Genomic DNA, 14,036 nt, shown 5'->3' with positions numbered 1-14,036 from the left:
GGATTGTTGATTGAAGGTTGTTAATATGCTTCCTAAAAAGTTAATCCAACTGAAGTGGCCGCTGTTAATTGTTACAGCTACAATGCTTCTTAGTCTACTTGGTTACTTGTTTATCCTATTTGGTGGACAATTTGTATTTAATGAAAAGAATTTAATTTTGCCGGAAAAATCAGTAGTCCTTTCAAAAAAGGGAAATGTGATTGGGGAAATTTACTCGGAAAATAGAAGCTTGGTATCGATAGCTGACATTCCAGAATATGTGCAAAATGCATTTATCGCTATCGAAGACCAACGATTTTATCAGCATGCTGGCGTGTCATTCCCGTCTGTTATCCGTGCTGTTTATCGAGATATTCTTGCGATGAATAAAGTGGAGGGTGGAAGCACCATTACACAACAATTAGCTAAAAACCTTTTTCTTAACAATGATAAAACATGGATGAGGAAGACAAAAGAGGTTATGGCTTCGATTTATTTGGAAAGAACGATAAGTAAGAAGAAAATCTTAGAGTTGTATTTAAATGATATTTATTTTGCCCACGGGATATATGGAATAGGGACGGCGTCGATGTTTTATTTTGGTAAAGATGTAAACGAGTTAACGATCGAAGAGGGGGCGATGCTCGCCGCTTTAGCGAAAGCACCTAATACGTATTCCCCACTAAACAATCCTGAGAAGGCGAAAGAGCGTCGTGATTTAGTCTTAACGCAGATGAATCGTTTAGATTTACTATCTGTTGAACAAATGCTTGAATCGCAAGGGAAAACTTTAGGTATTAACATAACAGAACCAGAAAATTTGCCTTCGATGGAGAGTTACCTCGATCTCGTAATTAAAGAAGCAGAGAGAAACTATCAGCTTAGCCCTGCAGAACTTAAGCGGGGTGGTTATCAGATTGTGGCAAATGTCAATGAAACTGCCCAGCGCATCGCTTATGAAAAGCTTCAAGATGACCAGTTTTATTTTGGTTCTACACCCGGTGTCGAGGCATCCTTTATTTTACTAAATGAACAGACAGGGGAGTTAGAAGCAGTACTTGGCGGTAGAAATTTTGAACCAGGTAGACTTAACAGGGCTGAAGTTCCAAGGCAACCTGGCTCAGTCATGAAGCCGATTGCCGTTTATGGTCCTGCTATGATGTTAGAAGAGTACAATCCCTATAGTAGCTTAAAAGATGAGTACCAAAGTATTGATGGATACACCGTTGCTAATGCAGATGGACAGTATGCAGGGAACGTTTCCATGTACGATGCCATTATCGAGTCAAAGAACGTCCCAGCTGTTTGGCTATTAAATAAAATTGGGATAAACTATAGCAAAACATTTTTGGAAAAGATGGACATTTCCATCCAAGATCAAGGACTTGCAATAGCGCTTGGAGGACTAGAAACAGGACTATCTCCGCTTAAGCTTGCAGAAGGTTATCGTACGTTTATCCATCAAGGTGAGTGGATACAATCCATTGCCATAAGTGATATTATTAACCATTCAGGTCAACCCTTACCGAAACCGTTACGAGAAAGTCGAGAAGTTTTCACTAAACAGATCGCCTGGAACATGGTCAGGATTCTAGAGGAAGTGGTGAATTCTGGCACTGCCCAGGGTGGTGTATACCAAAAGGCACTTGCAGGTAAAACAGGATCAACACAGCATCCACTAGCACCAGGCTTTTTTAAGGATGCTTGGTTTGTTGGATTTACCCCCGACTACGTAACAGCACTTTGGATGGGGTACGATGAATCAGATGAAACCCATTATTTAACTAAGGGGAGTGCTGCTCCTACGCTGTTAGCAAAGGCGATTCTGGCAGAGTTAGATAAACAGCAACCATTAAATGATGACTTCAGACTTCCGCCAAATGTCGATGAGTTAGAAGAACCAGTTGCAAGCTTACCTACAATAGATGATTTGAAGCTCTCATATAAGCTTGGAGGTTTTATGCTCAAAGGCAAGTTAACCTGGACACCAGGTGACGATGAGCGAATTGTCTATTATATTTTTAAATCAGGAAAGACAGGATCGGTTAAGATTGGAGAGGTTACTGGGCAAGGAACATATACAATTGACCGAATTAGTATCTTTACTAAAGAAAGTTATTATGTTGTACCAGTAAATCCTTTAACAGAAGAAATTGGAAAACAATCGAACAAGGTGGAACTATAAATTGTATTAGATTATAATAATTACAAATTAGTGACAATTCATCGCAATTACTATACATGCGTTCATTATATCGGTATAGTGTTGTATGGAATGGATTAAGGACGAAGGGTGAACTAAAGATGGTTAGAAAAATAAACGACACAATGATCAAGGCCTTTCGAGGTGAAAAGACAGATTACACACCGGTCTGGTATATGCGCCAAGCAGGTAGGTCGCAAAAGGAATACCGTGAATTAAAAGAAAAATATTCGCTATTTGAAATTACGCATCAGCCTGAATTATGTGCATATGTTACAAGGCTTCCGGTCGAACAATATGGTGTGGATGCGGCCATTTTATATAAAGATATCATGTCCCCGTTACCGGCAATTGGTGTCGATGTCGATATAAAATCAGGAATTGGTCCAGTGATAGATAACCCTATACGTTCCTATTCAGACGTGGAGAAACTCGGAACGATTGATCCAGAGTCAGATGTTCCCTACGTATTAGAAACGATACGGTTGCTTGCTGAAGAACAATTAGATGTTCCCTTAATTGGCTTTACAGGAGCACCATTTACACTCGCAAGTTATATGGTCGAAGGTGGTCCATCGAAGAATTACCATAAAACAAAAGCAATGATGTACAGTGATGAAAGAACATGGTTTACGTTAATGGACAAGCTAGGCGACATGACGATTAATTACGCTAAGTCACAGATTAAAGCAGGTGCTAAGGCACTTCAAATCTTTGATTCGTGGGTTGGAACATTAAATCAAGCAGATTATCGCTATTATATAAAACCGGTCATGACGCGGATTTTTACGGAATTACAATCAGAAGGTGTCCCGTTGATTCTGTTTGGTGTTGGTGCACGTCATTTAATCTTAGAATGGAACGACTTGCCGGTGGATGTCCTCGGGCTAGATTGGCGTATGTCAATTACAGAAGCTCGTAATCAAGGCATTACGAAAACGTTACAAGGCAATTTAGACCCTGCTATACTACTGTCCGATTGGCAAGTCATTGAGCAACGAACGAAAGCAATTTTGGACGAAGGACAGTCACAGCCTGGTTATGTTTTTAATTTGGGGCATGGTGTCACACCAGAAATAGATCCTGCTGTACTGAAAAAATTAACTGAGTTTATCCACACGTATTCAGCGAAAAAATAATTGGAGAGGTGCTTTAGGTGGCAAAGAAAAAAGTAGGCTTACTTGTAATGGCATATGGAACACCATATAAAGAAGAAGATATTGAACGTTACTACACAGATATCCGTCACGGTAAAAAACCATCTGAGGAAGCTCTGTTAGACTTAACAGAGCGCTACCGTGCAATTGGTGGGATATCGCCGCTTGCTAAGATTACGAAGCAACAAGCAGAGGCTTTAGAACAGAAGTTAAATCACCTTCAAGATGAGGTTGAATTTGTTTATTATCTTGGACTTAAACATATTGAACCATTTATTGAAGACGCTGTTGCTCAAATGGCCAAAGATGGTATGGAAGAGGCAGTATCGATTGTCCTTGCACCACACTATTCCACGTTTAGTGTTAAATCCTATAATGGTCGTGCACAAAAAGAGGCAGATAAGCACGGTAAACCATCCATTACCTCTGTTGAGAGTTGGTATGACGCACCTGGATTTATTCAATACTGGGCAGAGGCAATTAAAGGTGAATATGCTAAAATGGATGAAACAGAAAGAGAAAAGGCAGTTTTGGTTGTATCAGCCCACAGCTTACCAGAGAAAATATTGAAAAATGGCGATCCATACCCAGACCAATTAAAAAGAACAGCTGAGTTAATTGCAGAAGAGACTGGTATAAGCAATTATGAAATCGGTTGGCAAAGTGAAGGCAATACGCCTGAACCTTGGCTTGGTCCAGATGTTCAAGATTTAACAAGAGAGCTTTACGAGAAAAAAGGATATCGCTCTTTTGTTTATGCACCAGTGGGGTTTGTGGCGGATCACCTGGAAGTATTATATGATAATGACTACGAGTGTAAAGTGATTTGTGAGGAATTAGGTGCCAATTACTATCGTCCACCAATGCCTAACGTTTCTCCATTATTTATTGAAACCTTAGCTCGAGTCGTGCAAAGTAAAATAATGAGCACTGATGTAGCATATGAATAGAAAGCAAATTGCTATTATTGGTGGCGGAATTGCAGGATTAACTGCAGCTTATTATTTACAAAAGGAAATAGAAGAAAAACAATTACCATACCAAGTTAAATTATTTGAAGCGAGTAACCAGGTTGGTGGAAAGATTCGGACAGAAAGAAAGAATGGCTACGTGATCGAACGAGGACCAGATTCTTTTTTAATAAGGAAAGAATCGGCAACAAGACTTGCAAAAGAAGTCGGTCTTGAGCAAGATCTCGTAAAAAACGGGACGGGACAATCTTATATTCTCGTTAATAACAAACTTCATAAGATGCCAAGCGGATCGTTTATGGGGATACCAACAGAAGTGCGCCCATTCCTTTTTTCTAGTATTTTTTCTGTAAAGGGAAAACTTCGAGCTGCGGGTGATTTTGTCTTGCCTAAAGGACCTGAAGCTACTGATCAATCGTTAGGGAAGTTTTTTCGGAGAAGGTTTGGCGATGAATTAGTAGAGAATTTAGTCGAGCCATTACTTTCTGGAATATATGCTGGTGATATCGACGACTTAAGCTTAATGGCGACATTTCCAAACTTCTATCAATTGGAACGAGAACACACGAGTTTGGTTAAAGGATTACAAAAAACAATGCCAAAAAAGAAAAAAACGAAAGGCCCAAAGCCGAGTATGTTTTATACGTTACGAAATGGTTTACAGTCACTAGTTGAAGCATTAGAAGAAAAGATTAATGCAGGTGTCATTGAAAAGAATGTCGCTGTTGACCATATTGAGAAAAAGGAAAATAGCTATCATTTACTATTAGGTAATGGAGAAGTTTTTAAAGCACATTCCATTGTCCTTGCGACCCCGTTTTTTGCTACACAAAGAATGTTAAGTCAATATAGTTTTGTCGATGATTTTAAAAAAATGGGAGCTACTTCTGTAGCTAATGTTGCTCTTGCTTTTGATCAAACGGCAATTAAAAATGATATTGATGGTACTGGGTTTGTCGTATCGCGTAATAATGATTACCGGATTACTGCTTGCACGTGGACACATAAAAAATGGCCAGAGACTGCTGCGCCGGAAGGGAAGGCGCTCCTTCGTTGTTATCTGGGGAGACCTTTAGATGAAGGGGTTGTTGATTTATCTGACGAGGAGATCGTAGCAATTGCCATGAAGGATTTAAATAAAATAATGAATATTACAGACCAACCAGAGTTTGCCGTTATCACGAGATGGAAAGATTCAATGCCGCAATATTCAGTCGGGCACAAAGAACGGATAGACCTAATTACTGATGAAATGGCTAGGCACTTGCCGGGTGTTTATTTAGCTGGTAGTTCTTATCGAGGCATCGGAATCCCTGACTGTATTGACCAAGGAGAAGCTGCCGTACAAAAAGTGTTAACCTATTTGAAATAAACACGAATAAGAAAAGCGTCCTGCGCTTTCTTATTCGTGTTTTATTTTTTAAAAGAAAATAAAGTATAAAAAGATCCAAGAGCTGTCTAGCTCCGGGTGCGCTGCGCTTTTCTTACACTAGTAGCTCACAAACCTGTTAATGTTTTATCGTGATCGCTTCAAGCACTGCTTTTATCTTTTTAATTGCTTCTTCGGTATCTTTTGCTTCAATATCCACGTGTTGATTAGAAGGATATTGGTTCATTGTGTGATTGTATCTTGGATCATAATAGTACTCAAGTAAATACCGTACTGCTTTTTCATAGTTTTCACTCTGTAGAGCAGTTTCAATTTCAGATGCAATCGGTGTGTGGATTCGTTTTTTAATTAGCGAAAACGCATGGATACATTCCTCTAAGTGATTCCAAGGTTGGTAATCATCTAAAATGTTTTTAACCCTTTCCTCAAGAGGAATAAATAAGTGAATTTGAATTCCTTTTTCCTTTTGCTTAAGCAAGAAGTCTGGGATGATTGTTTTACCAATCCGTCTACTCTCAGCTTCAAAGATTAAATAAGGAGATTGGTCAAGCTCTTGCAATCGTGCAAACAGTAGTGATTCGAAAGTCGTTTGGTTGTAAGGTTCTAAACCGATTTCACCAAAAATCGAACCACGATGATTGGCCATTCCTTCTAAATCAATAACCGGATATCCTTGGTTTTCAAGGTGATGAAGAATCACTGTTTTTCCCGAGCCTGTATAGCCGTTTAACGAATAAGTTTTCGTTGGTAGGTCATAATTTTCGAAAGAAGAAACTACCAACTGTCGAAAACTCCTCATACCGCCTTCCAATCGTGCTACAGGTATTCCCATTAAATCAACGACAGTTGCTGCTGTTTTACTACGCATTCCGCCACGCCAGCAAAAGACAACCTTTTTCTGTGGAGGAAGCTGTTTAAACTGTTTTATAAAGGACGGGAGTTTTTGAGACACTATTTCTAGGCCGCGCTCTTTGGCAGCTTCCTGACTTACTTGTTTATATATGGTGCCAATCTCAGCCCGTTCATCATCTGAAAAGACCGGAATATTAATACTCCCAGGAATTGTCGAATGGTTATATTCTGACGGGGAGCGAACATCAATTAACATAACTGACTTTTCTTGTTGTGCTTGCCATAATTTGTTTATTGAAATATCTTGAAACACTTAAGTCACCTTCTTTTCCAAGCCTGTATCATATGTTTATTGTATCGGTTATCGTTACATTTGTAAAAAAAAGAATCAAGTGCTAAAACTATAAATAGCCGGTGGATAGGGTAGAGAAATAAAATCACACAAAAAAAGTAGCTAATATAGCTACTTTTAATAAATAAATTTATCGAGCTGGATGGTCACAATTATCGCATAGGTTCCCATAACAGTCTGCTTTTTCGATAATGTTATTTCCGCATTTACTACACTTTTTTTGAGGTAGATTACGGAAAAATTCAATTATATTCATCATTGGTTATCCCTCCGTATCGATTGGTGTAGTTTTATTGTAATATAACAACGAGGAATAATCAATAGTCTGTATTACAACAATATGAAATTATAAAAAACGAAGAGGGTGGAACAAATGAAATTAACGGTTGTTGGATGTTGGGGAGCATACCCTGAACAGGGAGCAGCAACTTCTTGCTATTTAGTAGAAAAAGATGGCTTTACTTGTGTCATAGACTTTGGAAGTGGTGCATTGTCACGAATTCAGGCATTTAAACAAATACTACATATCAACGCAGTGGTCCTATCCCATTACCATCAAGACCATATTGCAGATATTGGCGTGTTACAATACAGTTTGCTCGTTCAACATTCCATCCATCAAACAGAAGGAATGCTTCCGATATATGGACACGAACTAAATAGGGAAGCTTTTGCAAAGTTATCCCATCAACATACAAGAGGGGTTGCATACAATCCAAACGAAGCACTAAAGGTTGGTCCGTTTTCTTTTACCTTTTTAAAGACTGTTCATCCAGTTCCTTGTTATGCCATGCGAATTAGTGATGGTGACACATCGATAGTTTATACCGCTGATTCTAGCTTTCAGGAGTCGTTTATACCTTTTTGCGAGGGGGCTGATTTACTTGTTGCAGAAGCTAGCTTTTATGAAGGACAAGATGGTTCGAATGCGGGCCACATGACAAGCAAAGACTGTGCAGACATTGCCCAACAAGCAGGCGTAAAACAGTTGCTTCTAACGCATCTTCCCCATTTTGGTGACCATCAACAATTAGTTAAGCAAGCTAAGCACTATTACTCAGGTGATGTTCTTCTTGCGGTTGAAGGTTTCGTCTGGAACTGTTAAATTGTTATAGTTTTGCCTTTCTTATCCATTTCAGTTTATACTAACGGTAAATAACAAAAAACGGTTAATGAACCAAATGAACCTTTTAACAACAAAAGGAGCTGGATAAGCAATGAAGTTTATAGATAATGAAGGAATTACTGATCCACATGTTAACTTAGCAATTGAGGAATATGTGTTAAATAACTTTGGTGAGCAGGATACTTATTTGCTCTTCTATATTAATGAACCATCCATCATTATTGGTAAGAACCAAAATACGATTGAAGAAATTAATACGAACTATGTAGAGGAAAATGGCATCCATGTTGTGCGCCGCCTGTCAGGTGGTGGAGCCGTTTATCATGACCAAGGTAACCTGAACTTTAGTTTTATAACCAAGGATGATGGAGACAGCTTTCACAATTTTGCCAAATTTACTCAACCTGTCGTAGAGGCGTTGAAAAAGTTAGGTGTACCAGCGGAACTAAAAGGTAGAAATGATTTAGTTGCTGATGGGCGGAAAATTTCTGGTAACGCCCAGTTTACTACGAGAGGTCGAATGTTTAGTCATGGAACGCTTATGTATGATTCAGAGATTGAACATGTTGTATCTGCTTTACAAGTTAAGGCTGAAAAAATCGAATCCAAAGGAATTAAATCCATCCGAAGCCGGGTGGCAAATGTTTCTGAATTTATGGTGAAAAAACTAACGATGGACAAGTTTAAACAACACATTTTGCGCTATATTTTTCATGTCGAGGATGTTAAAGACGTTCCGCAGTACAAATTAACTAAGCAAGATTGGCAAAACATTCATCAGTTATCAAAGGAAAGGTATCAAAAGTGGGAATGGAATTATGGGAAATCACCATCCTTTAATGTAAAGCAGTCACATAAATTTCCGGCAGGATTTGTTGATATACGTTTGGATGTTGACAAAGGAATAATCAAAAATTGTAAAATTTACGGTGATTTTTTCGGCGTCGGAGATGTTAGTGAACTTGAACAGAAACTTGTTGATATCCGCTACGAGCCGAAATCTATTGAAGTGGCACTAACTGGATTCAATGTGTCCCATTATTTAGGAAAGATTTCAAAAGAGGATTTCATCGAACTAATTTATTAACCTAGGCGCGGAGGTTGACGTAGAAGGTCAGCCTCTTTCTGTTGTCACATCAACTAAGGTGTAGTTGCTTAATTGGTCGATAGTCGATTCCTCGAAGGACTATAATAGCTTAATAAAAGAGGTTTACATATGAACAAAAGTATAGTAATTTACATTATTTATTTGGTATTGCTTTGGGGTTACTTTTTATATTTTTATCCACTTGAATCCTATGCGGAGTCTAGATATGCGGCAATTGCCCATGCTGTTTATTTCTCAAAGTTGCCTTTAGAATGGTTACTCCTTTATTACTTTTATAAACATCCGGCAATGCAGCGATGGATCAATAAGTTATCAGAAATAGGAAAGTTTGAGTGGGTAAGGTCTGTGATGTTTTCCTTTCTATTAGTCAGTTTATATGGATTAGTCCGTTTTCCTTTTAACTTGTTATGGTTTAAGGTTTCTAGAAATGAGGGGACAAGTAAACAGCCGGTTGCTGATTGGTTATTTGAAATGGGATTAGATTTATTATTCTACTGGTTAGTGCTTATGGTCGGAATATATGTACTACGAATTCTGATGGCCAAGTATAAACGAAACTGGTGGTTTGCCATGTGGTTATTAGCTCTGCCAATTGCCATCTTTGTTGTTTACATTCAGCCAGTGTGGATAGATCCATTGTACGAGGACTTTAGTGAAATGGAGGAAGGCCCTCTCAAAACTGAAATTGAAAATTTTGTTGAGGAGGTTGGTCTAAAAGATGCTACACTCCTCCAGGTGAACATGAGTGAAAAAGTAACAACATTTAATGCCTATGTGACAGGGATTTTTGGGAATGCAAGGATTGTACTATGGGATACGACGATAGCCGGGATGGAACAAGACGAGGTTATGTTTATTTTGGCTCATGAAATTGGCCATTACGTGAAACGGCATGTGTACAAAGGGGTATTTGGTTATCTCTTATTAAGTTTCTTTTTACTGTATTTAACTGCATTCTTATATAGACGAATGAACCGAAAGGATGTTGCTGAAAGAGAGTGGCGAGCAATACCATTATTGTTATTAATCTTATCGCTTTTATTAACTGCTACACAACCAGTTTCCATGTATGTATCAAGACAAATAGAAAAGTCTGCAGATATATATGCATTGAAACGCACAGATGATTTGACAGTAGCGATTAACAGCTTTAAACGTCTTGCTGTTCAATCAAAAAGTGACCTTGATCCAGTCTTTTGGGTAAAGTGGATGCGATATAGTCACCCATCAATAAGTGAGCGGATTCAATTAGTTGAGAAGGAAATAGAAGAGAGACGCAATTAAGCCAACTTAATGATGTGACTAGGTTAGGTTAGCTGCCAAATGTTTACAGTGGTTCAAGACAGGCCACCGTAAACATTTGATTTGGTAAAGGATAAAAGATGGGAGCGGGCACCATATTGCCATTTCCTAAAGGGGGTCCTGAGTTTGTAGTTTGTTTACCATTAACTGGGTTTTTTGTAGTGATTAAGTTTTCTTCATCGGAAATATAGAAATCTTTAGTTGATCTCTCCTCTAATAAATTTGATTTTTACAACCATGTAATGGCTCTTTTTTTATAACAGATGGTAGTGATGATGAGAAAAAGGTGAAATTATAACAAAAATTAATTATTTTCTTCCATTTTTGGGAACTATTTGCTATATTTATCTTAAGTCTTTTGCTCTCTACTTCACATTAACGAAAAGGATGATAAACTTTGGTAAATGAAATGAGAGTAAATTATGAAATTACCCCCCTAACTTTGGCTGTCCTTGCAGAAGAAATTGATGGACACTATACCTCTGTAGTCATGGAAGATGATCAACGCTTCTTTGTCAACAAGCCTCCGAGTCGATTAATTGATTATGCGTGTAAGTTTTTCGGCAGCAGTTTACGAGGAAGACAAGAAGGGACCAAAGGTATTTGCGGTATTACACATAAAGCCCCAATTTCAATTGATCCATCAAGTGGAATGTACTTTTTTCCAACTTCATCTCCGCTCAACCCCGACTGTTCTTGGATATCCCATTCCCATATTGACCGTATTTTAAAAATTTCTACCGACCATTCAGCAATTATTTTCAAAAATGGGAGCAATGTGACATTAGAAATTTCACATGGTTCTTTATTAAATCAGTTACAACGTACTGCTCAATTCAGGTATTTGTTGGACAACCGAATTAAATATTTGTTGAAAAATACGATAGATATAGTTGCTGAACCGTTTTAGTAATAATTAGGGCTTAGAGAGTAAAAGACTTTTAAAAATTATTTTAACAAAATACTGTGTCAAATGTTTAAAATCGACGTATTTATTTAACAATAGCTGTATAAGGAGATCTATCGATTATTTTTCACCTAAGAAAGGAGCATAAATAGTTGGAGTCGATTACTAGCTTTATAAGTGATCATTCCTTATGGGGAGTTCTTGTAGCTATTGTAGCAGTCAGTATTGTTGTTAGTATTCTCAAATCACTTGTTAGAATGGCGATGATTGTAGCGGTAATAGGTCTAGTTTTAGTTGTATTCTTTAACTTTAAGCCTGAAGAAGTAATTGACAAAGGGAAACAAATTGCCGATTCTGGCTCACAGTTACTAGCGATGGGTAGCGATGATAACTTAATCAGTACAATTACTTCAGGCGATTTCTGGATAAAAAAAGAAAACGGCGAAACTATAATTGAAATCGAATCCTTAGGAATACGCTATAGTCTAGATCAGCTGTTTAGTCAATTACAGCAAGACCGTGAAAATAAGATAGAAGAACTTGACCAAATGGTTGACCAATGAGAAGAAGAGAAAGAGATTAATGCTCTTTCTCTTTGTTTTTGTCTCAGTTTGGATAACGTTTAAAGTCAGCTATGTCTAGCTTCGGAGTAGCTTTCATATGTTTCGAAATGTAACTAGCTCACGCTCTTCAAGAAGCGAAGCAAAAATTAGACGCGAGAAGGGGCAGCAACTGTTTGCATAAGTTCGTGAATAATGATTTCAACTTTTTTCCTGATTGCTGGATTAAAATAATTTCTTTTTTCTTCCTTTCCTTTGCAAATAAATAAAAAGGATGTAAAGGAATCTGTTTTTTCGTAAGTGATGACTTGTAGGTGTTGATCCGTCATTTGTTTACGTAAATGTCTTCGTTCTATCGTCGCAACATGTTGCATTTTTTGAAGTAGCCTGAGATAGGGTTCTTTTATTTTAAAGATTTTTTCTTGTTCAATGAGCTCAAGGTCTTGTTTAATAACAGTGATAGCCATGGAAAGAAACAAAAATCGAGAAGCTAAACGAAGTTCGTCTTCGTTGAGATAACGCAAGTAGTTCCCTCCTTATTAACGAACGTTTGTTCTGTTTATATTATATCCTAGATGAACAAAAAGGAAAAGACAGTTGCAAATAATTTTTGTGGAAACAGTGCTAATAATAGGAAAATTTTAAGGTTTACATTAAAATGAAATTAGGAAAACTAAAGAAGTGGTTAATTGTGATTAGAGGAGTTTTTACATGTATCTGTTAAGCGTAACAATTGAAAACATGGATATATCTGATATCAAACAATTGATTGAAGATAACCAATTTGGTGACTTTATTATTCAGCTTTTGCAAAGCTATGAAAGTTTAGGACCACTTCCAGGAATAGCCTTACCATTTATTGAGGCATTTCTGTCTTTTTTGCCTTTAGTTGTATTTGTTATGACGAACGCAGCAGCTTACGGGCTGTTAGAAGGTTTTTTGCTTTCATGGATAGGTGCAAGTGCAGGGGCTATTTCTGTATTTTTTATCGTAAGAAAGCTTGGAGATAAACGGTTTTTTCTTTGGATACGGAAAAATAAACAAGTGAAACGGGTAACCGATTGGTTTGATCGGCATGGGTTTGGTCCATTGTTTTTATTGATGTGCTTTCCATTTTCACCGTCATCAATTATTAATATTGTAGCTGGTCTATCAAAAATCAGCTATCAGCAATTTATATTAGCGGTATTCTTAGGAAAATCGGTAATGATTTTTACGATTTCTTATATTGGAAGTAGTATTATGTCATTTGCTAAAAATCCAACCAAAACTATTCTTGTTGGTGTTGGAATTTTAATCTTTTGGATAGTAGGTAAGTATCTCGAAAAACGCTTGCAAAAAAAGGCAGATAACCAAGCCCAAATAGGGGTGAATGAAGATTAAAATAATAGAAAAAGGGTAAAATGGATACATACGACACCCGTGGAGGGAAGAATATGAAAAAGATAAGGATTTGGCCAATTACAAGAACGGTTATCATTGCAGTAATTCTTGCTTTCTTTTTCCGCTCCTATTTATTTGCAAGTTACATCGTTGAAGGTAAGTCAATGGAACCTACATTGCATGATGGAAACCTGTTAATGGTAAATAAACTGGTAAAAGAAGAGAAAAAGATTAGTAGATTTGATGTGATTGTGTTCCATGCCAACGCTACAGAAGATTATGTGAAACGTGTCATTGGTAAACCAGGAGATAACATCGTTTACAAGGATGATCAATTATTTTTAAATGGGGAACAAATTAATGAAGCATATCTAGACAGATACCGAAAAAATGATGGAAAGCCATTAACAGACGATTTTACATTAGAGGAAGTAACCGGTCAAACTGAAGTACCAGAAGGCAAGTTGTTTGTGTTAGGAGATAATCGCCGAGAAAGTTTAGATAGTCGATACTTTGGTTTTATTGATATAGAAAGTGTAGTAGGTAAAGTAGATATCAGATATTGGCCTGTCACAGAATTGGGATTCAACTTTAAAAACTAAACAAAAAAGCGAGCCTTCTTGGTTTCGCTTTTTTTATGAGATAAGGAAGTATAAAAAACGTATGAGCTGTCTAGCTCCGGCACCTAGCCCGTCTGAGGTCATAAGTCAATCCCTTCTGTTAATAGTAGGAGAAAGGCAGTGACC

General features: G+C 37.6%; 14 protein-coding genes. 11 read left to right on the top strand and 3 right to left on the bottom strand.

Annotation, left to right across the window (positions count from 1 at the left end):
* The first annotated feature begins 10 nt into the window (after positions 1–10).
* The 4 genes from NC799_RS10060 to hemY all read left to right on the top strand — a co-directional run bounded on the left by NC799_RS10060 (position 11) and on the right by hemY (position 5,682).
* On the top strand, positions 11–2,164 hold the full coding sequence (locus NC799_RS10060; RefSeq protein WP_272446323.1) for a PBP1A family penicillin-binding protein: 2,154 nt from the start codon (positions 11–13) through the stop codon (positions 2,162–2,164).
* Positions 2,165–2,283: 119 nt separating this feature from the next.
* On the top strand, positions 2,284–3,321 hold the full coding sequence (hemE, locus tag NC799_RS10055) for a uroporphyrinogen decarboxylase (RefSeq protein WP_272446322.1): 1,038 nt from the start codon (positions 2,284–2,286) through the stop codon (positions 3,319–3,321).
* A gap of 17 nt (positions 3,322–3,338) precedes the next feature.
* Positions 3,339–4,289 carry a ferrochelatase gene (hemH, locus tag NC799_RS10050; protein ID WP_272446321.1) on the top strand — a complete coding sequence of 317 codons (951 nt, stop codon included), beginning with the start codon at positions 3,339–3,341 and terminating at the stop codon, positions 4,287–4,289.
* Positions 4,282–5,682: a protoporphyrinogen oxidase gene (hemY, locus tag NC799_RS10045; RefSeq protein ID WP_272446320.1), complete on the top strand. Its 1,401-nt coding sequence runs from the start codon at positions 4,282–4,284 to the stop codon at positions 5,680–5,682. Before hemH ends, hemY begins: the two co-directional genes overlap by 8 nt.
* Positions 5,683–5,818: 136 nt before the next feature.
* On the opposite strand, the gene mnmH is transcribed toward hemY, so the two are convergent.
* A complete protein-coding gene (gene mnmH / locus NC799_RS10040) occupies positions 5,819–6,865 on the bottom strand; it encodes a tRNA 2-selenouridine(34) synthase MnmH (protein ID WP_272446319.1) in 1,047 nt (348 codons plus the stop codon).
* Positions 6,866–7,034: 169 nt separating this feature from the next.
* The gene (yhfH, locus tag NC799_RS10035; RefSeq protein WP_272446318.1) at positions 7,035–7,163 is read right to left on the bottom strand and encodes a protein YhfH; all 129 of its coding nucleotides are present in this window, start codon (positions 7,161–7,163) and stop codon (positions 7,035–7,037) included.
* Positions 7,164–7,277: 114 nt separating this feature from the next.
* Here yhfH and NC799_RS10030 point away from each other — a divergent pair, with 114 nt between their 5' ends.
* The 5 genes from NC799_RS10030 to NC799_RS10010 all read left to right on the top strand — a co-directional run bounded on the left by NC799_RS10030 (position 7,278) and on the right by NC799_RS10010 (position 11,910).
* Positions 7,278–8,009, top strand: a complete 732-nt coding sequence (locus NC799_RS10030; RefSeq protein ID WP_272446317.1) for an MBL fold metallo-hydrolase — start codon at positions 7,278–7,280, stop codon at positions 8,007–8,009.
* 112 nt (positions 8,010–8,121) lie between these two features.
* Positions 8,122–9,117: a lipoate--protein ligase gene (locus NC799_RS10025; protein WP_272446316.1), complete on the top strand. Its 996-nt coding sequence runs from the start codon at positions 8,122–8,124 to the stop codon at positions 9,115–9,117.
* 129 nt (positions 9,118–9,246) lie between these two features.
* The gene (locus NC799_RS10020) at positions 9,247–10,422 is read left to right on the top strand and encodes a M48 family metalloprotease (protein ID WP_272446315.1); all 1,176 of its coding nucleotides are present in this window, start codon (positions 9,247–9,249) and stop codon (positions 10,420–10,422) included.
* A gap of 415 nt (positions 10,423–10,837) precedes the next feature.
* The gene (locus NC799_RS10015) at positions 10,838–11,350 is read left to right on the top strand and encodes a competence protein ComK (RefSeq protein WP_272446314.1); all 513 of its coding nucleotides are present in this window, start codon (positions 10,838–10,840) and stop codon (positions 11,348–11,350) included.
* Between the two features lie 149 nt (positions 11,351–11,499).
* Positions 11,500–11,910 (top strand): hypothetical protein, encoded by a 411-nt coding sequence (locus NC799_RS10010; RefSeq protein WP_272446313.1) that lies wholly within the window; start codon positions 11,500–11,502, stop codon positions 11,908–11,910.
* A 146-nt stretch (positions 11,911–12,056) separates the two neighbouring features.
* Here NC799_RS10010 and NC799_RS10005 read toward each other — a convergent pair whose 3' ends face one another.
* Positions 12,057–12,431, bottom strand: a complete 375-nt coding sequence (locus NC799_RS10005; RefSeq protein WP_272446312.1) for a YhjD family protein — start codon at positions 12,429–12,431, stop codon at positions 12,057–12,059.
* 187 nt (positions 12,432–12,618) lie between these two features.
* Here NC799_RS10005 and NC799_RS10000 point away from each other — a divergent pair, with 187 nt between their 5' ends.
* On the top strand, positions 12,619–13,290 hold the full coding sequence (locus NC799_RS10000; RefSeq protein WP_272446311.1) for a TVP38/TMEM64 family protein: 672 nt from the start codon (positions 12,619–12,621) through the stop codon (positions 13,288–13,290).
* Positions 13,291–13,343: 53 nt separating this feature from the next.
* On the top strand, positions 13,344–13,892 hold the full coding sequence (gene lepB, locus NC799_RS09995) for a signal peptidase I (RefSeq protein WP_272446310.1): 549 nt from the start codon (positions 13,344–13,346) through the stop codon (positions 13,890–13,892).
* The last annotated feature ends 144 nt before the right edge of the window (positions 13,893–14,036 follow it).

Origin of the sequence: Aquibacillus salsiterrae (genome assembly GCF_028416595.1) — a bacterium.
Lineage (GTDB): Bacteria > Bacillota > Bacilli > Bacillales > Amphibacillaceae > Aquibacillus_A > Aquibacillus_A salsiterrae.
Note: the sequence above shows the minus strand (reverse complement) of the source record. Positions and strands in the feature narration are given on the sequence as shown.

Excerpts from the sequence above, each read along its gene's own strand:
- NC799_RS10020 (WP_272446315.1), top strand. The coding sequence starts at position 9,247 with ATGAACAAAAGTATAGTAATTTACATTATTTATTTGGTATTGCTTTGG.
- hemY (WP_272446320.1), top strand. The coding sequence starts at position 4,282 with ATGAATAGAAAGCAAATTGCTATTATTGGTGGCGGAATTGCAGGATTA.
- yhfH (WP_272446318.1), bottom strand. The coding sequence starts at position 7,163 with ATGATGAATATAATTGAATTTTTCCGTAATCTACCTCAAAAAAAGTGT.
- NC799_RS10000 (WP_272446311.1), top strand. The coding sequence starts at position 12,619 with ATGTATCTGTTAAGCGTAACAATTGAAAACATGGATATATCTGATATC.
- NC799_RS10030 (WP_272446317.1), top strand. The coding sequence starts at position 7,278 with ATGAAATTAACGGTTGTTGGATGTTGGGGAGCATACCCTGAACAGGGA.
- NC799_RS10025 (WP_272446316.1), top strand. The coding sequence starts at position 8,122 with ATGAAGTTTATAGATAATGAAGGAATTACTGATCCACATGTTAACTTA.
- hemE (WP_272446322.1), top strand. The coding sequence starts at position 2,284 with ATGGTTAGAAAAATAAACGACACAATGATCAAGGCCTTTCGAGGTGAA.
- lepB (WP_272446310.1), top strand. The coding sequence starts at position 13,344 with ATGAAAAAGATAAGGATTTGGCCAATTACAAGAACGGTTATCATTGCA.